11 protein-coding genes are annotated in these 18,560 nt (G+C 63.2%); 5 read left to right on the top strand and 6 right to left on the bottom strand.

Annotated elements, in window-relative coordinates; all coding sequences use genetic code 11:
- Window positions 1-117: 117 nt before the first annotated feature.
- From CHB88_RS17855 to CHB88_RS17840, 4 genes are all read right to left on the bottom strand, one after another.
- On the bottom strand, window positions 118-4,332 hold the full coding sequence (locus CHB88_RS17855; RefSeq protein ID WP_143131348.1) for a hypothetical protein: 4,215 nt from the start codon (window positions 4,330-4,332) through the stop codon (window positions 118-120).
- Between the two features lie 508 nt (window positions 4,333-4,840).
- Window positions 4,841-5,989, bottom strand: coding sequence for a glycosyltransferase family 2 protein (locus tag CHB88_RS17850; RefSeq protein WP_089400701.1), 1,149 nt, complete (start codon window positions 5,987-5,989; stop codon window positions 4,841-4,843).
- 63 nt (window positions 5,990-6,052) lie between these two features.
- Window positions 6,053-6,556, bottom strand: coding sequence for a hemerythrin domain-containing protein (locus CHB88_RS17845; RefSeq protein ID WP_245845049.1), 504 nt, complete (start codon window positions 6,554-6,556; stop codon window positions 6,053-6,055).
- Between the two features lie 194 nt (window positions 6,557-6,750).
- Window positions 6,751-7,599, bottom strand: coding sequence for a pirin family protein (locus CHB88_RS17840; protein WP_089400699.1), 849 nt, complete (start codon window positions 7,597-7,599; stop codon window positions 6,751-6,753).
- A 151-nt stretch (window positions 7,600-7,750) separates the two neighbouring features.
- On the opposite strand from CHB88_RS17840, the gene CHB88_RS24700 reads away from it, so the two are divergent.
- The 3 genes from CHB88_RS24700 to CHB88_RS17830 all read left to right on the top strand — a co-directional run bounded on the left by CHB88_RS24700 (window position 7,751) and on the right by CHB88_RS17830 (window position 10,640).
- Window positions 7,751-8,878, top strand: a complete 1,128-nt coding sequence (locus tag CHB88_RS24700) for a hypothetical protein (protein ID WP_143131347.1) — start codon at window positions 7,751-7,753, stop codon at window positions 8,876-8,878.
- A gap of 165 nt (window positions 8,879-9,043) precedes the next feature.
- Window positions 9,044-9,952: a DMT family transporter gene (locus tag CHB88_RS17835; protein WP_089400698.1), complete on the top strand. Its 909-nt coding sequence runs from the start codon at window positions 9,044-9,046 to the stop codon at window positions 9,950-9,952.
- Between the two features lie 91 nt (window positions 9,953-10,043).
- Window positions 10,044-10,640: a hypothetical protein gene (locus tag CHB88_RS17830; protein ID WP_089400697.1), complete on the top strand. Its 597-nt coding sequence runs from the start codon at window positions 10,044-10,046 to the stop codon at window positions 10,638-10,640.
- Between the two features lie 18 nt (window positions 10,641-10,658).
- Here CHB88_RS17830 and CHB88_RS17825 read toward each other — a convergent pair whose 3' ends face one another.
- Window positions 10,659-11,132 (bottom strand): cyanophycin metabolism-associated DUF1854 family protein, encoded by a 474-nt coding sequence (locus CHB88_RS17825; protein WP_089400696.1) that lies wholly within the window; start codon window positions 11,130-11,132, stop codon window positions 10,659-10,661.
- On the bottom strand, window positions 11,129-13,393 hold the full coding sequence (locus CHB88_RS17820; protein WP_089400695.1) for a cyanophycin metabolism-associated ABC transporter: 2,265 nt from the start codon (window positions 13,391-13,393) through the stop codon (window positions 11,129-11,131). The genes CHB88_RS17825 and CHB88_RS17820 overlap by 4 nt, the downstream gene beginning before the upstream one ends.
- A gap of 246 nt (window positions 13,394-13,639) precedes the next feature.
- Between CHB88_RS17820 and CHB88_RS17815 the strand changes: the two genes are divergently transcribed.
- Window positions 13,640-15,841, top strand: a complete 2,202-nt coding sequence (locus CHB88_RS17815; protein ID WP_089400694.1) for a cyanophycin synthetase — start codon at window positions 13,640-13,642, stop codon at window positions 15,839-15,841.
- 53 nt (window positions 15,842-15,894) lie between these two features.
- The gene (cphA, locus tag CHB88_RS17810; protein ID WP_089400693.1) at window positions 15,895-18,471 is read left to right on the top strand and encodes a cyanophycin synthetase; all 2,577 of its coding nucleotides are present in this window, start codon (window positions 15,895-15,897) and stop codon (window positions 18,469-18,471) included.
- The last annotated feature ends 89 nt before the right edge of the window (window positions 18,472-18,560 follow it).

The following is an 18,560-nucleotide window of genomic DNA, read 5'->3' as shown; positions in this document are numbered from 1 at the left end:
CAGCCGCCGTCAGGCGCACCATCTTGTTGCGATCCGCTCTCCGTGTTGGCGAAATGCCAAGCGCCCCTGAAAACGGAAAAAGCCCGGCGGCTAGCCGGGCTTCCTTGTTCAAGCCATTCAGGCTTTTGGCTTGTGCAGCTCGTCGAAGAGCATCGCATTGGCATCCTCGCCGATAAGCTTGACTTCGACAAGCTGTACCTGCGACAGGGATTGCGCCACCACTGTGCTCGCCTGTCCGGCCGGCACGATGACGTCGATCTCGTGGATGCCGATGTCGGCCAGTTTGGCGAGGATGGTACTGTCGATCACGCCGTTGGTGGACAGGGCGTTGGCGACTTTTGCATCCATCACCAGGGTTGCGTGGCTGTCGGCGCCGAATACCGCCGTCGGCGTATTGCTCGGGTCCAGCGTCGAGAGTAATGTTCTGATCTCGGCGATGGCGTTGACGTCGGACTGGATGCCGAGGTCGACGTAGACCTTGTCCACGTTAGCTGTAATCACCTTGTCGACGCCCAGGCTGGCGATATCCCTGAGCGTAGTCTGCAGATGGTTGCCGGAGGCCGTAGCATCGAGTTCGAGGTTGGCCGGCAGCGCGGCGTGGAGCATGCCCGACTCGGTTAGTGAAGCGGCGAGTCCGTCGCTGATTTTTACCGCGCCCTGTTCCACCACGATGCCATGGATACCGGAATCGGTCAGCGCATTCACCAGGTCGCCGTACTTGTCGGCACTGGTGAAGCCACTCAGTAAGTCGATACCGTGGAGTTGCGCATCGAGGCTGGTCATAGTACTGGTGCCGACAATATCGATTTCGAAATCGAGGCCGGTGGACTGGTTGAAGCTGGCGAGCAGGTGCAGCGTGTCGCTGTTAAGTTCATCCATTCCAAAGCTTGCGGCAATGTGGTCGATGCCATGCGCCTTGATCTGACCGAGCGCGCCGAGCGGGTCGTCGCCCAAGTCGCGGTTGCCGATGTCCAAAGTGACGTCCAGTTTGCTGTCGTAAGTGCTCAGGTTCGTGATATCGAAGTGCTCGCCGGAGATCTGATCATTCACTACGAGGCGGTCGACACCGAGCTTATGCAGGTCGTCGAAGCGGGTGGAGACGTGGGTGCCGGCGGCATTGCCGACTTCCAGCGCCACATGGTCGCTACTGTCAAAGCTAAGGCTGGCGTTAATCATGGCCGTTGCCTCAACATCGCTGACATGAATTTCAGCCGCCGAGCCACTGGCGTTGAATACGTCAAGCTTGTCGATATGGAAGCTACCAACGTTCGGCAATTCTGCCGCCTGGATACCACCGGCAAGTAGGTTGTGCAAAGCGCCGATGCCACCGACGTCGAGCGTGACTGCGTCCACGCCCGCATTCTGCAGCATGTCAGTGCTGATACCATTCAACTGCGCGAAGTTGCCGTGCAGTTGAATGTTGTCGATGCCGTGGATCTCGAGCGCATTAAGGTTGGCGGCTGTAACGGCGAGCTGGTTGGCGTTGATATCCAGCGTCACGTCCAGATCGGTGGCGAAGGTCGGCAGGTGAGCGTAGTCGATGCCCGCACCGCCAAGGTCGATGGCGATGTGCTCGCCGGCAGTGCCGGTAATGGCGTCCACGCCCAGCTTCTGCAACTCCTTGAGGCTGCTGGAGAGGTGGGTGCCGGCGGCGTGTGACACATCGAGCGTGACGTCGGACGCGGCGTCGAAATCTAGTCCGGCGTGGATGAGCTGGCTGGCCTGGGCAGTGTCGAGCACGAAGTGGTTAGCGCCACCGGCGAGATGATCCACGCCGAGCGCATGCAATGCGCTGGCCTCATGCACCACCGCATCCAGGCTGGTGACGCCAAGGTTAAGCGTGATGTCGTCGCCGCTGACGAATTTCAGGTCGGTGCCAAAATCGAAGTCGCCATCGTTGCCGAGCAAGGCGTTGGCTTGTGCTAGGGTAAGGTTGGCCAAATTACCATCGGCAAGATGGATATTGTCGATTCCAGCGCCTTGCAGCAGCGCTGCGTGCGAAGCGACATCGGCTATCTGGGCATCGGTGATGCTGAGCGTGACATCCAGATTATTGGCAAAGTGCGGCAGCGCGCTGTCGCCCAACGTACCGGCACCCAGGTCCAGCGAAAGATGATTGCCAGCGGACAGTGTAACGCTGTCCACGCCGAGCTTCTGCAACTCCTTCAAGCTGGTGGATAGGTGCGTGCCCGTAGCGTTGAGAGCGACGTGGTCAGACGCGCCATCAAAGTCAAGGCCTGCGTTGATAAAGGCGCTGGCGTCAGCATTGGACAGCATCAGAGGCGTACTGCCGATATGCAGATGATCCACTCCGAGGGAATGCAGGGCGGCTGCGGCATTGACCACCGCTGGCAACTCGGTCGGCTCGAAGGCAAGTGTGACATCGTCGCCGCTGACGAACTTGAGATCGCCCGCGTCGTACTTGCCGTCATTGCCGAGCAGGGCGTTGGCCTGCGTCATGTGCAGGTTGCCCAGGGCCCCACCATTGACGTGCAGCTGGTCTACGCCTGCCACACGGAAGGCCTCGGCATTGCCAGCCACGACGGCAATCTGGTTTTGGCTGAAATTCAGGGTGATGTTGTCGGCGCCGTCGAACTTGAGGCCGTCGCCGACCAGTTGGGACGCATCGGCGAGATTGACACTGGTAGTGCCAACCGATTGCAGCTGCGCGACGTTGAAGCCGACATTGTCGAGCTTACCCAGCCGCAGCGCCTGCTCCAGCGTCGCCTTGTCGGTGACGCTGACGTGCTCGGCGTTCTTCACCAGGTCGGGAGCGTCGGCATAGTTTTGGTCGATCTTGGCGGCGGTGCCAGAGATCGAGTAGACGCCGCCTGCCGCGCCGCCGAGAGTGTCGGAGTAAACATTGATCAGCGAGGCGAGCGCGTTGTCGTCGGACAGCCGGCTCAGCGCCGAGGCGTCATTGTTGACGACGGCCGAGGTGAGCGCATTCTGGGAAATCGCGGCGATGGCCGTCATGCTGGCCAGGGAAAGCAGGTCGCCACTGGAGAGCGCGCTGGCGAGGCCGGAATAGGCTTGGCCGATCTGCTCGTTGATGTTCTGCAGCGCGCTGGCCAGGGAAGCCTTCATAGCGCTGTAGTCGCCGCTGGCACCGGCGGTCGCGACATTCAGCGCAGCGCCGGTGGCATCGCCCAGCATGTCGGACAGGGTGGAGCCGGAACTGGCGACCAGTGCCTGTGCCATAGCGCCGGCCACGTCGGCGATGTCGGCGGCGTCTACAGCGGCTCCCTCCGCCGTGCCCTTGAGCGCGGACGCGGCCTGGATGACGGAGAATATTTCCTGGCCGATGGTGAAGGCCTTCTGCGCAAGAGCTTTCTGTTCCGCGGTGGCGGTGGACGACTTCATCACCGCGACCGGATCATAGCTGTTGAGATCCAGGCCGGTAAGGCCGAGCTTCTGGAGCAACGCCTTCTCGGAGATAGCGCCGCTGGCGAGCAGCGTGGTGAATGGGTTGACCGAGCTGTAGCCAGCTGCAGCCACCATAGCGCCGATTTTCTGACCGGTAAAAGTATCCGTGCCGCCCGCTTCGACGACGAAACGGCCGCCGTTCGTGGCGGTGTAGTCTTTGAGCGTGAAAGCACCGTTCTCGTCCGTGAAGGCAAAACTTTCGCCCTCATCGAGCTTGCCGTTGCCGTTGGCGTCGTAGAACACCTTGGCGCTTTTAACCGCGCCATCTATGACCTTACCAGAGGTAGTCGTGGTGGTTAGCAGCGAAGGTGAAGGCGTTGGTGCGGGAGAAGGTGACGGCGTCGAAGAGGCTGAACTGCCGCTCAGCACGGTACCTAAGCCAAGCGCAGCAGTAGTGATGCCGGCCAGGCTGCCGATCGAGATTCCGGCCAATCCGGCGCCTGCACCTGCGGCGACGGACGAAACGGCGGCATCTGAAGCTGCAGTTAAGCTGGCGGCGGAAGCGGAAGCATCGGCGGCGGCAGCTTCCGCCTGTGCTAGCAAATCAGTCGGTTCCACCGAATAATTCGCACCGCTGGCGGCCAACTGATCGAACGTCGGGAACTGATCGTCGAGCGCAGCAACGACTAGGGGCTCATCCGGGGGCAAGTCCGCAGCGGCAAGGCCAGCGGGCGCATTTTCGGACGCTTGTGCGTCTGACGCGGCCTCCTGCGATTCTACCGCCTCGGCAACGGCTTCCCAAGCGAGCTGTTCGGACGTCGCTTCACTCTTGCGATCGATGTCTTTTTCGCCAGCAATTGCCTTTTGACCGAGCAGCACGCCGGCTGCGGTCATTAATCCGTGGACCAGTCCTCGCTTTGCCTTAGGGCTCGCCGCACTTTTCTTTTGCTTTTTCTTCGCTGCCATAACCTTCCAAACTTTCAACTTGAGGCCCGTTGACCATTCGATCAATCGTCCGAACTAATTTTCCATTCACCAGAAAACAGAAGCGAAACCAATCTTTCTGAATTTCCAATACGCAACAAAGACGTGATACTACGCTCATCTGACTGTTAGTTACATACCTTCTGGAAGGTATTTCGATATTGTAACAATTTCTTTTTATTAATTGATGAATATCAATGAAAATGCGTTAAGATCTTGCGGCATGGGAAAATGTGTAGGTAAGCATAGTAATTAATCTCCTTAACGAGCTGTAAGCAAGTCTGTTTTTTCAAAAAAAAAAGACCTTACGGCGACGGAGCCGCAAATGCCAAGCCGCTAAAGGAGGAAGTAATTGCATATCGTCCCGAACAGCAACCGGATTCGCTGTTGAGCAGGAACTGCAACTTAGAGAACTAAGCTAAAAGAGGAGTGACTTCGAATTGGGGACTGATCGTCGCCCGCAGCTGGTTATTTCGCCTTTCGGCGATGTTCAGCTTCTGCGGCGTAGCTGCCCAAGGGAATAGAACGTCCCTCTCCAGGTAATCCCGCCGCGTGACAGCGTTAGCAGGCTGGCACGCCACCACATCGCCAGCGAAATCAGATTCACCACCGGCAGATACAGCAGCGCGCCGAGGGGATAACCCGCCAGCCGGGCACTCGCAAGAAACACCCCGAATTCCAGCAGCACGGTGGCGAGGTTCATCCACCATGCGCTGCCGTGGGTGACGACGAGGCCGGCCCAGGGCCATACCCGGATCAGCAGCACCAGCACGGTGGCGGCGCCGAGCAGGCTGAGCCGGTAATCGAAGCCGGCGAACAGGTTCTTCTCCATGCCGCGGAACATCTCCGCCGCGCTGTGGTACCACGCCACCGATACCAGGCCGGTGCCGAGCATGACATCCTGACGGCATCCCTTTTCCTTCATGACCCGGCCCAGCATCAGGTCGTCCAGCACCTGCATGGCGATGGCGGCATGGCCGCCGGCGTCGCGGTAGGCCGACGTCTTCACCAGGTTGAAGGCGCCAAGGCCGAGGAAATGGCCGGCCGAGTCGCGCACTTTCCAGGGCTTGAAGCGCAGCATGAAGGTGACGCCGAAGTTCAGCATCAGCATCGCCAGCAGGCGATCCTTGACCGGGGTGTCCGGGAAGACGGTGAGGTGGTCGAGGCGCTCCTCCAGGCAATGCGCGACGGCGCGACGGAGCGTGGTGCGCTCGAAGACGACGTCGGCATCGGTGAACAGCAGATAGTCGCCGCTGGCCGCCTGCGACCCGCGATGCAGCGCATGGTTCTTGCCGAGCCAGCCTTCCGGCAGCGTGTCGACATGCACCACCTTCAGGCGCGGCTCGCCGCTGGCCATGCGCTCCAGTATGGCCGGCGTGGCATCGGTCGAGCGGTCATTGATGACGATGATCTCCAGCGCCGGGTAGTCCAGCGCCAGCACGGATCGCAGCGCCGGTTCGATGGTGTGAGCCTCGTTCAATGCCGAGAACACGATCGATACCGGCGGCAGCGGCGTGGCTGTCTCGTCGGGTCGCACATCGCGCAGGTGGCGCAATTTGCCGGCGCCGAGCATCAGCTCGACCGAGCTGGCGACGGCCACCACCAGCGCGATGAAGGACAGCCAGAACAGGAAGGTCATGGGGGGGCCCGCTAGCAAGGGGATGCCGCATCATACCCCGCGGCGGCCCGACCCGGACGGTAGCTACTCGAGCGGGGCGGCGGCGCCGGTCTGGTCGGAAGCATCCTCGCGCGGCTTGCCGGCCTTGGCCATCTCCACCTGCATTTCCAGCATCTCCTTGCCGAGCGCATGGCGCTGGTCCTCCGGCATCAGCCGCGTCACCTTCGGGAAGAGATGCTCTTCCTCCTCGCGATGGTGATGCTCGGCCTGTTCCTTCAGCACCTTGAATTTCGGCTCGTAGGTGGTTTCATTCGGATCCAGCGCCAGCAGGTCCGCCAGCAGGCGCTTGAGCGAAAGATGCTCCTCCAGCGACTCCAGCAGGATGTCCTCGGTGCGCGCCGCCCTGACGGCCGGATAGAAAATCTTCTCCTCGGAAGTGAGATGCACCATCAACTCGTCGCCGGCGCGGTTCACCAGCATCTGTTTCTGCTTCGCGTCCTGCTCTTCCGCCGCTTCCTGCAGCAGGCGTTCCAGCGCCCGATGCTGGATGGTCAGCAGTTGCACCGCATCCATTTCCCTTACGCTCATGTTTCGCTCCGATATGGTCTTGCCGGTTAGAGAAGACAGGGATGCACTGGTTCAGCGGCGTCGGCCTTCACCCGCCGCGCGGGATCAAGGTTCGAGAGGAAATGCGGCTTGCGCGTGCGTTGGGCGGGACGAGCGCTTGCTGCGGAAAAATTTTCCCGCAGCATGAGAATCGGACGATGCCGAGTGTTGCCTGCTCAACCGAACAGGCCCGCCTGGTAATCGCGGATGGCCTGGTGGATCTCTTCCCGGGTATTCATCACGAACGGCCCGTGGGAAACCACCGGCTCCCGCAGCGGCTGCGCATGGCACAGCAGCGCCAGCGACGGCTGCAGCGCCTGAATCTCCAAGCCGTCCCCTTCTTGCGTGAATTCGGCCAGATGGCGCACCGGCACCTCTCCGCCGCCAACCGCCACGTCGCCGCGCACGACGTAGAAAAAGATGCTGCGCCCCGCAGGCACCGGTACGGCCAGCCTGCCATCCCGGTCCATCTCGATCGACATCACCGCCACGTCGGTCAGCGACCGGATCGGCCCTGCCTTCTCGCCCCATTCGCCCGAAGTGAGGTGGATACGCACCCGGCCCGCATCCTCTTCAATGACCGGGATCTGGTCGCCCTGCAGGCCGACATAAGCCGGCTCCGTCATCTTCAGTCGCGCCGGCAGGTTGACCCACAGCTGCAGGATTTCCATCGGCCCGCCGCGCACCTTGAATTCCGCCGACGACACCTCTTCATGCACCAGCCCGCGCCCGGCCGTCATCCACTGCACGCCCCACGGCCCGATCACGCTTTCATGCCCGCCGCTGTCGCGGTGGGCGATGTCGCCATCGAAGATGAAAGTCACTGTCTCAAAACCGCGATGCGGATGCGGGCCGAACGGCAAGCCTCTGTTGCCCGGCGGATAGACTTGCGGGCCGTGATGGTTGAGGAAGAGAAAGGGATCGACCATGTCGATGTGCTGAGTCGGCAGGGCGCGGTAGGTGACGAGGTCGGCAATGTCGTCGCGAACGGCGGGGTAGATGCGGGTAATTTGGTGGAGGGTCATGGATTTAGTTTGTTTTGCAATAGCACGAATATATTCAAAGCTATACCTATTTGCAGACAGGTGCTGGTTTTTGCCATTCGAGTGGCACGGTTTCTGCTGGGAACAAAGCTCAACGTGCGGAAATTTAACCAACTCGGCACAGGGGGACATAATGCCAACGAATGACAAGCTCGGGCCATACTCGAGGAATACCACGGATCTGCTTTTGCCTTTGCAACCGAATCAGACGGTTCCGTCGCTCCCTTCTTCTTCGAATGAACCCGCTCCGGTCCCAGTTAAGCAATTTTCAGGGCCGGATGCGGCGAAGGCAACGCAATCGAATTCATCTCCGCCGGTCGCAGGTTCAGCAAAACCACCGGTAAACAAGATTAACCTGCCAAGCGAGTTGGTGAGCAAGACATTATTAGCGAAGGAGTCAACCGTTTCTCAGCCCACTTCACCAAGTGGCGATTTTCATGCAAGCGGTAACGTCCTGCTTCCTGATTCGGCTAAGACTCCCCTGCCGCCTTCCACTGCATTCACTCCGAGTGTAAGTTCTCCTGGAGCGAACACCGGCAAGATAAATCTGCCAAACAGAACGACATCTAAGGGTTCAGTCAACGTATTTGGGCAATACAACCTAGATGTCAAAGTTCGCATAGATAAGCTGAATCGAAATCAGTTGAATGCTTTAGCATCTCCTGGAACTGGAACTGGAACTGAACTACCCGACTTGAATGTAAATCGTCTTGAAGTGACTGCGCCTATCACCGCAGTTGAGAAAGCGACCGGCGGCCTGTTCAAACTTTCCATTACAGATCGTATTGAACCATATATTTCCTTTAATTCTGGTGGGGTAAAGAACCGAATTGCCGCAGCACTTAGTTTTAATCCGATCAAAGGCCCCACGAGCCTAAGTCTAAATTTTATGGGCTATAAACAATGGAATATTGGATTCAATAAAGATAGCAACGTACCCTTCAATGAAGAGCAAGGTTTTACCATCGGCGTAAGCGGTTCGTCTGGAAAATTAAATTTTGATGCACTTTATGGTTATTCCGTAGTCAGTACACTTAAAAAATTCAATCTAATCCAAACGGGCAGCTCTTGGGTAGAAGGGGGATTTACCTCGCCAGTCTGGGGCAACATTGAGGTGACTACGCGGGCTGCGTATGGTTTGGAAACTAAAAACCTAGGCACTTATGTTTTGATAGGATCAAAGACTTTAAAAGGTGGTGGCGTCTACAATCGCGGACCAGAAAACGAATCTCTGCAAGGCGCCATCATGTGGAATTTCTGATATACGCGTCCGGTTCTCGAATGCTACCTCACAGCCACTTTTCCATATGAATTAAAACTCAACCGAGTTTGTAGTCAGCGAAAAGCATCACACGCTGTCACAATAGCGGCACAAAAATGTGCCGCTATTGTTTTGCGGCCCTCATATTCACAAAAGAGGAGACCCATGCCCCCCAGCCGCAAGCCGCCGGATGCCTTCGCCATGTCCACCATGATTGCTCTCTGCCTGTTGTGGGGCATGCAGCAGGTGGCCGTCAAGCTCGCCGCCCACGACATGTCGCCGGTGCTGCAGATCGGCCTGCGTTCGGCCCTGGCGGCGCTGATGGTGTACGGCCTCATGCTGTGGCGACGCGAGAAGTTTTCCCTGGCCGACGGCACTCTGCTGCCCGGCCTCGGCGCCGGCCTGCTGTTCGCCATCGAGTTCCTGTGCGTGTCCCTCGGGCTGGAGCACACCACCGCCTCCCACATGTCGGTGTTCCTCTATACCGCGCCGGTGTTCACGGTGCTCGGCCTGCACTGGCTGGTGCCAGGCGAGCGACTCGGTCCGCTGCAATGGGTCGGCGTGGGTGCGGCTTTTGCCGGCATCGTGGTCGCCTTCTCCGGCAGCTTTGGTACGAGCAGCAAGGAAACCGGCGACCTGCTGCTGGGCGATGCCTTCGGCGTGCTGGCAGGCTTGTTCTGGGGCGCGACCACCGTGCTGATCCGCCGCTCGCGCCTGTCGGAAGCCTCGCCCTCGGTCACCCTGCTCTACCAGCTCGGCAGTTCCGGCGCGCTGCTGGTTTTGGTGGCAGTGCTGACCGGGCAGGCCTTCCGCTTCTCGCTGACGAACGCCGTGCTCGGCAGCCTGTTCTTCCAGACGGTGATCATCGGCTTCGCCAGCTTCCTGGTCTGGTTCTGGCTGCTGCGCACCTATCTCGCCTCGCGCATCACCGTGTTTTCCTTCCTGACACCTCTCTTTGGCGTTGCCTTCGGCGTGCTGCTGCTGCATGATCCGGTGGGGCTGCAGTTCGGCGCCGGTGCGCTGCTGGTGCTGGCTGGTATCATTCTGGTCAATTTCAAGGCGAAGCGCGCCTGAAGCCGCCGTCCTTCGGCCTTCGCGGCGCGCCCGCCCGTGCCGCAGCCGCATTTGCCTGCGGCATTCATCCGCCGCATTTTCATGACACCCCATGGCACTAGTTTCAATCAGCGAAGCCGCCAAGCTGGTCCGCAAGAACCGTACGACGATCTATCGCGACATCGAGAAGGGCCGCCTGAGCAAGACCGTTTCCCCGGAGGGAGAAACGCGCATCGACACGTCCGAATTGCTGCGCGCCTACGGCCGCCTGCATCCGGACGATGACGCGAACCCAGCCCAGGACAAGCTGGCCATCGCTTTGCTGGAGGAAAGGAACCGCTCGCTGGAGCGGGCGCTGGCGCTGGAGGCGGAACTGCGCAAGGTGAAGGATCAGGTGACCAACGAGCTGCGGCAGCGCCTGGCGGACAAGGACAATGTGATCCGGGTGCTGGAGAGCAAGGTGCTGCTGCTGGAGTACGACAAGCAGGTGGCCAGCGCGCCGCCGCCGATTCCCGAGCTGACGCCCACGCCGGCTTCGCCCCAGCCCACACCGGCGGCACCTGCGCCGCAGGCGCCCGCGCCACCACAAGCGCAAACCCACCCACAGCCGCAGGCCCAGCCTCAGCCGAATCCACCGGCGCCCTTCCCGCCAGCGCCGCCCGCAAGCCACCGTCGGCCGTGGTGGAAGCGGCTGATGGGCCGCTCCTGATTTATTTCGCGTAAACGTTTAGAGAAAGCGGTCCAGCAGCTTGCGGCTGTGCCGGTCCAGCGCCGTCAGGTCGCGGATCAGGAACTGGATGCCGTGGCTGTCGGCGATCAGCAGCGCCGACTGGCCGATGCGGCGGATGTTCTCCTCGCCTTCCAGCACGAAGCTGGTGGCGCCGCGGTCGGTTTCCACCTGCCAGGTGCTCGGCGTGGCGAAGCTGGAAACCGAGTCGATGCGGCTGATCACCGGCAGGAACTCCCGGCCAGCCAACTCTTCCTCGATCAGCCGGCGCGCATCGGCCGGCACCTGCTGCAGGCTTTCGATCCACACCAGCTCATGGCCGTCCGCATCCATCAGCGAGATGCCGTGATCCGGCGCGGCGATGGGAAAGGCGCGCACGGGCACCACGCCGCCATGCCACTGGCCGTCCTCGCCGAGGAAGGCCAGGCGGCCGAAGGCATCGCGTTTCAGTTCGAATGACAGGGTGGCGCTCATGCCCGCAACTCCTCGGTGGTTTCCTCGTTGGCGGCTTCGTTCTCGGCGACGCGGGCCTGCGCCTGGTGCAGCCGATAATAGGCGCCTTCCCTGGCCAGCAGTTCGTCATGCCCGCCGACCTCGACGATCTGGCCGCGGTCGAGCACCACCAGGCGGCTGGCGCGGCGCAGCGTCGAGAGGCGGTGGGCGATGGCGATGGTGGTGCGGCCGCGCACCAGGTTGTCGAGCGCCTTCTGGATCTCGCGCTCGGTGGTGGTGTCGACCGAGGAGGTGGCTTCGTCCAGGATGAGGATGTGCGGATCGATCAGCAGCGCCCGCGCGATGGAGATGCGCTGGCGCTCGCCGCCGGAGAGGGTCTGGCCGCGCTCGCCCACCAGGGAATCGTAGCCGTGCGGCAGGCGCAGGATGAATTCGTGCGCATGGGCGGCGCGGGCGGCGGCGATGATTTCCTCGCGCGTGGCTTCCGGCCGGCCGTAGGCGATGTTCTCGGCGATGGTGCCAAAGAACAGGAAGGGCTCCTGCAGCACCAGGCCGATGTTGCGGCGGTAGTCGGCCACGCGGAAGGAGCGCACGTCCTTGCCGTCGATGAGGATGGCGCCTTCGGAAATGTCGTAGAAGCGGCAGATCAGGTTGACCAGGGTGCTCTTGCCCGAGCCGCTGTGGCCGACCAGGCCGATCATCTCGCCCGGCGCGATGTCGAGATTCACGCCGCGGATCACCGCCCGGTTGCCGTAGCGGAAGCCGACGTCGCGCAGCTGGATGCGGCCTTCGACGCGCGGCAGCGGCACCGGATTGACCGCCTCCGGCACGTTGGAGACGTGGTCGAGGATGTCGAAGATGCGCTTGGCGCCGGCGGCCGCCTTCTGCGTCACCGAGACGATGCGGCTCATCGAGTCGAGCCGGGTGTAGAAGCGGCTGATGTAGGCGATGAAGGCGGTCAGCACGCCCACGGTGATGTGGTTCTGCGAGACCTGCCAGATGCCGACTCCCCACACCACCAGCAGGCCGATCTCGGTGAGGAAGCCGACGGTGGGCGAGAACAGCGACCAGACCTTGTTGACGCGGTCGTTCACCGCCAGGTTGTGGCGGTTCGCTTCGCGGAAGCGCGCCGCTTCCCGCTTCTCCTGGGCGAAGGCCTTGACCACGCGGATGCCGGGGATGGTGTCGGCCAGCACGTTGGTGACTTCCGACCAGATGCGGTCGATCTTCTCGAAGCCGTGGCGCAGCTTGTCGCGCACAACGTGGATCATCCAGGCGATGAAGGGCAGCGGCAGCAGCGTCACCAGCGCCAGCTTGGGATCGATGGACACCAGGATGGTGGCCGTCATCACCAGCATTAGCACGTCGGTGGCGAAGTCGAGCAGGTGCAGCGACAGGAACACGCAGATACGGTCCGTCTCCGAGCCGATGCGGGCCATCAGGTCGCCGGTGCGCTTGCCGCCGAAGTAGTCGAGCGAGAGGTTGAGCAGGTGCTCATAGGTGGAGGTGCGCAGGTCGGCGCCGATGCGCTCGGACACCAGCGCCAGGATGTAGGTCTTGGCCCAGCCCAGCACCCAGGCCACCATGGCCGCGCCGAACAGGCCCGACAGGTAGAGCGCCGTCAGCGAGACGTCGATCGGCTTGCCGTTCTGGTAAGGGATCAGGACATTGTCCATCAGCGGCATGGTCAGGTAGGGCGGCACCAGGGTCGCGGCGGTGGAGGCCAGCGTCAGCAGGAAGCCGGCCAGCAGCTGGCCGCGGTAGGGACGGGCGAAGCGCCACAGCCGGAACAGGGTCCAGGTGGAGGGCGGCGTATGGGCTTCGCGGTTGCAGGCCGGGCAGTCCTCCTCGTCCGGCGGCAGCGGCGCCTTGCAGGTGTCGCACAGCGCCTGCGGCGGCTGCTCGGCGACCCGGCCGGCGACGGCAGCGTCGCGGTGCAGGTTGAATTCGCCGATCAGGCGCAGCGCGGCCGGATTGCGGCCGAGCGTGTAGCGCCAGCAGGCCAGGCGCTGGCGGCTGTCCGCCAGGTCGAGCGTGCCGACACCGGCATGGTCGTGCGCCGACAGCGTCATGTCCGGCTGGTAAGCCCAGGATTGCCAGGCGCTGGTGCCCGCCGGCCGGCTCAGCAGGCGGCGGTCGGTAAGCACCAGCAGGCCGGTCTGGAAACGCAGCTCGGCATCGAGATCGATTTCAAGAAAGGCAACGGCCCGCTCTCCTTCCTGCAGTTGGGACTGCAGATCGGCGCGCCAGGAATCGGGCCAGGAGTAATTTGTCGACAGCATCAGGATGAATAGTGTGGTAAGGATGTCGCGGAAAGCGGCATAATCCGCCGGCGGCGCACAGCGGCACGCATGGCGCTCATGCTTATATGTTGCATGAGCAGCCCTGTCAACCGGAAATCCGTGGAATGTGCCACAGGAAAGAACTTTTGAACTTACTGTAAACCAATCAGGATTTCGGGCGTTATTGCAGCTTGCGTCTTTAGTTTATGCTTCGCTTTTACGGCCCGCACTTGTCACTTGCTTAACATGAGAAAAAAAGCCATCGAGATCACCAAGGTGATGTCTCTTCGGGGGCCCAATATCTGGACGTATCGCCCGGCGCTGGAAGCCTGGGTCGATATCGGCGAATTGGAGGACTACCCCTCCAACAAGATTCCCGGTTTCTATGAACGGCTCACCGCCATGCTGCCCGGCCTCGCCGAGCACCGCTGCGGCGTGGGCGAGCCCGGCGGTTTTCTGCTGCGCCTGCGCGAAGGCACCTGGCCGGCGCACATCATGGAACATGTGATGATCGAGCTGCAGAACCTGGCCGGCATGCAGACCGGCTTCGGCAAGGCGCGCGAGACCTCCAAGCGCGGCGTCTACAAGCTGGTGGTGCGCGCCCGCCATGAGCGGGTCAGCCGCGCCGCCCTGCAGGTGGCGCGCGACCTCGTCATGGCCGCCATCAACGACGATCCCTTCGACGTGCCCGCCGCGGTCACGCCGCTGCGCGCCATGGCCGACTCTGTCTGCCTCGGGCCGAGCACCGCCTGCATCGTCGATGCCGCCAGCGAGCGCCAGATCCCCTCCACCCGCCTGAACGACGGCAATCTGGTACAGCTCGGCTACGGCATCCACCAGCGCCGCATCTGGACCGCCGAAACCGACCGCACGCCGGCGATCTCGGAAAGCATCTCCAGCGACAAGGACCTGACCAAGACCCTGCTGCGCTCCTGCGGCGTGCCGGTGCCGGAAGGCCGCGCCGTCGAGAGCCCGGCGGATGCCTGGGAAGCCGCGCAGGACATCGGCCTGCCGGTGGTGGTCAAGCCGACCGACGGCAACCATGGCCGAGGCGTGGCCACCAACCTCACCACGCAGGAACAGATCGAAGCGGCCTACGAGGTCGCCATCAACGAAGGCAGCGAAGTGCTGGTGGAGAAGTTCATTCCCGGCCACGAGCACCGGGTGCTGGTGGTGGGCGGCAAGGTGGTGGCCTGCGCCCGCGGCGAGATCGTCACCATCACCGGCGACGGCCGCTCCACCGTGGCCGAGCTGATCGAGACCCAGGTCAACACCGATCCGCGCCGCGGCGACGAGGAAGAATTCCCGATGGACAAGGTGGTGCTGGAGCGCGACCACGTGATCCGCCTGGAGATCAACCGCCAGGGCTTCGCCGCCGATTCCGTGCCGCCGGCCGGCAGGGAAATCGTGGTGCAGCGCACCGGCAACATGGCGTTCGACATCACCGAGCAGGTGCATCCGGACGTCGCGGCGATCGCTTCGCTGGCCGCGCGCGTGGTGGGGCTGGACATCGCCGGCATCGACCTGGTGACGGAGGACATTTCCCGTCCGCTGGAAGAAACCGGCGGCGCCATCGTCGAAATCAATGCCGGCCCCGGCTTGCTGATGCACCTGAAGCCGGTCAACGCCGCGCCGCGTCCGGTGGGCGAAGCCATCGTCGAGCACCTGTTCGGGCCGACCGAGAACGGCCGCATTCCGGTGGTCGGCCTGTGCGGCAGCCACGGCACCGCGCTGGCGGCGCGCCTGATTGCCCGCCTGCTGCACCTGAACGGCTCCTTCGTCGGCCTGGCGGGCAGCGAAGGCTTGTACCTGAACCAGCGCCAGGTCGAGAAGAACGACTCCGACAACTGGGAGTCGGGACGCCGCGTGCTGCTCAACAAGTCGGTGGACGCCGCGGTGATCGAAAACAATTGCCGCACCATCCTGTCCGAGGGACTGGCCTACGACCGCTGCCAGGTGGGCGTGGTCACCAGCCTGGACCCCGCTGCGACCCTGCCCGAGTTCGACATCAACGATGCCGAGCAGCTTGCCAAGGTGATGCGCACCCAGGTCGACGTGGTGCTCGAAGACGGCGCCGCGGTGCTGAACGCCGCCGACGCCAACGTGGCGGCGCTGGCGCCGCTGTGCGACGGCGAGGTGGTGTTCTACGGCGTGCAGCCGGACCTGCCGCAGCTGCAGCAGCATCTCGCTGCCGGCGGCCGCGCCGTGTTCATGCGCGACGGCCTGATCGTGCTGGCGCGCGGCGCGCAGGAAGAGGTGCTGTCCGACGGCCTGCCGGTGCCGGATGGCGCCACCGACGACCTGCCGGTCCAGCTCGAGGGCATGGTCGTGGCTGCCGCCGCGGCCTGGGCCTTGAGCCTGCCGGTGGAGCTGATCCGCAGCGGCATCGAAACCTTCGCCGACGAATTGACCAGCCAGCGCCGGGCGCGGGCACAGAAGCGCACGTAATACCGTATCAGCGCCGGCGCCCGCTCGGCGCCGGCTCATCTGGAAAGCCAACCATGGAAATAACACGCATTCGGGCCCTGCGCGGCCCGAACCTGTGGAGCCGTCACACCGCCATCGAAGCCGTCGTGCGCTGCAGCGACGAAGAGCGCTCCATCGTCAACCTGAAGGGCCTGGACGCCCGCCTGCAGGACCGCTTCCCTGCCATCGATTTCATGCGCCCGCTGGACGAGGCTCATGCCTTTTCCCTCGCCCATGCGCTGGAAGCGGCGGCGCTAAGCCTACAGGCCGAGGCCGGCTGCCCGGTCACCTTCAGCCGCACGGTCGCCACGGTCGAACCCGGCACCTACCAGGTGGTGGTCGAGTACACCGAGGAAGAAGTCGGCCGCCTCGCCATGGAACTGGCCGAAGCGCTGTGCCGCGCCGCGCTGGAGGACCAGCCCTTCGACCTCGCCGGCGCGCTGGAACAGCTGAAGTCGCTCGACGAAGACATTCGCCTGGGACCCAGCACCGGCTCCATCGTCGACGCCGCCCTGCGCCGCGGCATTCCCTACCGCCGCCTCACGCAGGGCAGCATGGTGCAATTCGGCTGGGGCAGCCGCCAGCGTCGCATTCAGGCGGCCGAGACCGACCATACCAGCGCCATCGCCGAATCCATCGCCCAGGACAAGGAACTGACCAAGATGCTGCTGGCCGCCGCCGGCGTGCCGGTCCCCAACGGCAAGGTGGTCTACAGCGCCGAGGAAGCCTGCGCCGCCGCCGAAGCCATCGGCGGCCGCGTCGTGGTCAAGCCGCGCGACGGCAACCAGGGCAAGGGCGTGGCGGTGAACATCGCCAGCCGCGAGGAAATCACCAAGGCTTTCGAGGTCGCCAGCCGCATCAGCACCGACGTGATCGTCGAGCGCTACCTGCCCGGCCACGACTTCCGCATGCTGGTGGTCGGCAACAAGCTGGTCGCCGCTGCCCGCCGCGCACCGCCGCAAGTGATCGGCGACGGCGCCAGGACGGTGCGGGAGCTGGTCGAGATCGTCAACAAGGACCCGCTGCGCGGCGACGGCCATGCCACATCGCTGACCAAGATCCGCCTCGACGACCTGGCGATCGCCACCCTGGGCAAGCAGGGCTTCACCCTGGACAGCGTGCCGCCCAAGGGCAAGCATGTCGTCCTGCGCAACAACGCCAACCTCAGCACCGGCGGCACCGCCACCGACGTCACTGACGACGTGCATCCGGAACTGGCGGCGCGCGCGGTGGAAGCGGCGCAAATGGTCGGCCTCGACATCTGCGGCGTCGACGTGGTGTGCGAGAACGTGATCACGCCGCTGGAGGAACAGGGCGGCGGCATCGTCGAGGTGAATGCCGCGCCCGGCCTGCGCATGCACCTGCAGCCTTCCTACGGCAAGGGCCGGCCGGTGGGCGACGCCATCATCGAATCCATGTACGCCGACGGCGACGACGGCCGCATTCCGGTCGTGGCCGTCACCGGCACCAACGGCAAGACCACCACCGGCCGCCTGATCGCGCACATGCTGGCGGCCAACCACCTGCGCGTCGGCATCACCGGCACCGAGGGCGTCTTCGTCAACGGCCGCCGCATCGACACCGGCGACTGCAGCGGTCCGCGCAGCGCCCGCAACGTGCTGATGCACCCTGACGTGGACGCGGCGGTGTTCGAGACCGCGCGCGGCGGCATCCTGCGCGAAGGCCTCGGCTTCGACCGCTGCAACGTCGCGGTGGTGACCAACATCGGCATCGGCGACCACCTCGGCCTGAACTTCATCAATACCGTGGAAGACCTGGCGGTGGTCAAGCGCGTCATCGTGCAGAACGTGGCGCCGAACGGCGTGGCGGTGCTGAACGCGGCCGACCCGGTGGTTGCCGCCATGGCCAAGTCCTGTCCCGGCTCCGTGACCTATTTCGCCGCCGACCGCCACCATCCGGTGATGGCGGCGCACCGCGCCAAGAAATGCCGCGTGGTCTATCGCGACGGCGACCACCTGATCGCCTGCGAGGGCAAGGTGGTGGAGAAATTCGCGCTGGCCGAGATTCCGCTGACCCACGGCGGCGTGATCGGCTTCCAGGTCGAGAACGTGATGGCGGCGATTGCCGCCGGCTGGGCGCTGGGCATTGAATGGCCGGTGATCCGCTCGGCGCTGGCATCCTTCACCAGCGATGCCGCCACCACGCCGGGCCGCTTCAACCTGTTCAGCTACCGCGGCGCCACCCTGATCGCCGACTACGGCCACAACCCGGACGCGATCCAGGCGCTGGCACAGGCAGTCGAAGCCATGCCCGGCAAGCGCCGCTCGGTGGTCATCAGCGGCGCCGGCGACCGGCGCGATATCGACATCCAGCGCCAGACCGAGATCCTGGGCGATGCCTTCGACCAGATCGTGCTGTATGAAGACCAGTGCCAGCGCGGTCGCGCGGATGGCGAGGTGATTGCGCTGCTGCGTCAGGGCTTGGGCCGGGCAAAGCGGGCCAGCGACGTGCGCGAGATCCGCGGCGAATTTCTTGCTATCGATACGGCGCTGGAAAGCCTGTCGGCCGGCGACCTTTGTCTGATCCTGGTGGACCAGGTGGAGGAAGCGCTCGGCCATATCCGAAAGCGGATTGCGGAAGCTACTCAATGACAGCATTCACCGCTGGCGTAAGTGAGCGCTAACGGTGAGCGCTTCGAAGGACGCCTTCCTGGATTGAAAAACGCCTTTTAGAAAAACGC

Origin of the sequence: Noviherbaspirillum humi, assembly GCF_900188095.1 — a bacterium.
GTDB classification, from domain to species: Bacteria; Pseudomonadota; Gammaproteobacteria; order Burkholderiales; family Burkholderiaceae_D; genus Noviherbaspirillum; species Noviherbaspirillum humi.
The sequence above is the reverse complement of the archived record's forward strand: the minus strand, read 5'-3'. Positions and strand labels throughout refer to the sequence as shown.

Bases quoted from the DNA above. Each gene is read 5' to 3' on its own strand.
- CHB88_RS17855 (WP_143131348.1), bottom strand. From the start codon at position 4,332: ATGGCAGCGAAGAAAAAGCAAAAGAAAAGTGCGGCGAGCCCTAAGGCA.
- CHB88_RS17850 (WP_089400701.1), bottom strand. From the start codon at position 5,989: ATGACCTTCCTGTTCTGGCTGTCCTTCATCGCGCTGGTGGTGGCCGTC.
- CHB88_RS17845 (WP_245845049.1), bottom strand. From the start codon at position 6,556: ATGAGCGTAAGGGAAATGGATGCGGTGCAACTGCTGACCATCCAGCAT.
- CHB88_RS17840 (WP_089400699.1), bottom strand. From the start codon at position 7,599: ATGACCCTCCACCAAATTACCCGCATCTACCCCGCCGTTCGCGACGAC.
- CHB88_RS24700 (WP_143131347.1), top strand. From the start codon at position 7,751: ATGCCAACGAATGACAAGCTCGGGCCATACTCGAGGAATACCACGGAT.
- CHB88_RS17835 (WP_089400698.1), top strand. From the start codon at position 9,044: ATGCCCCCCAGCCGCAAGCCGCCGGATGCCTTCGCCATGTCCACCATG.
- CHB88_RS17830 (WP_089400697.1), top strand. From the start codon at position 10,044: ATGGCACTAGTTTCAATCAGCGAAGCCGCCAAGCTGGTCCGCAAGAAC.
- CHB88_RS17825 (WP_089400696.1), bottom strand. From the start codon at position 11,132: ATGAGCGCCACCCTGTCATTCGAACTGAAACGCGATGCCTTCGGCCGC.
- CHB88_RS17820 (WP_089400695.1), bottom strand. From the start codon at position 13,393: ATGCTGTCGACAAATTACTCCTGGCCCGATTCCTGGCGCGCCGATCTG.
- CHB88_RS17815 (WP_089400694.1), top strand. From the start codon at position 13,640: ATGAGAAAAAAAGCCATCGAGATCACCAAGGTGATGTCTCTTCGGGGG.
- cphA (WP_089400693.1), top strand. From the start codon at position 15,895: ATGGAAATAACACGCATTCGGGCCCTGCGCGGCCCGAACCTGTGGAGC.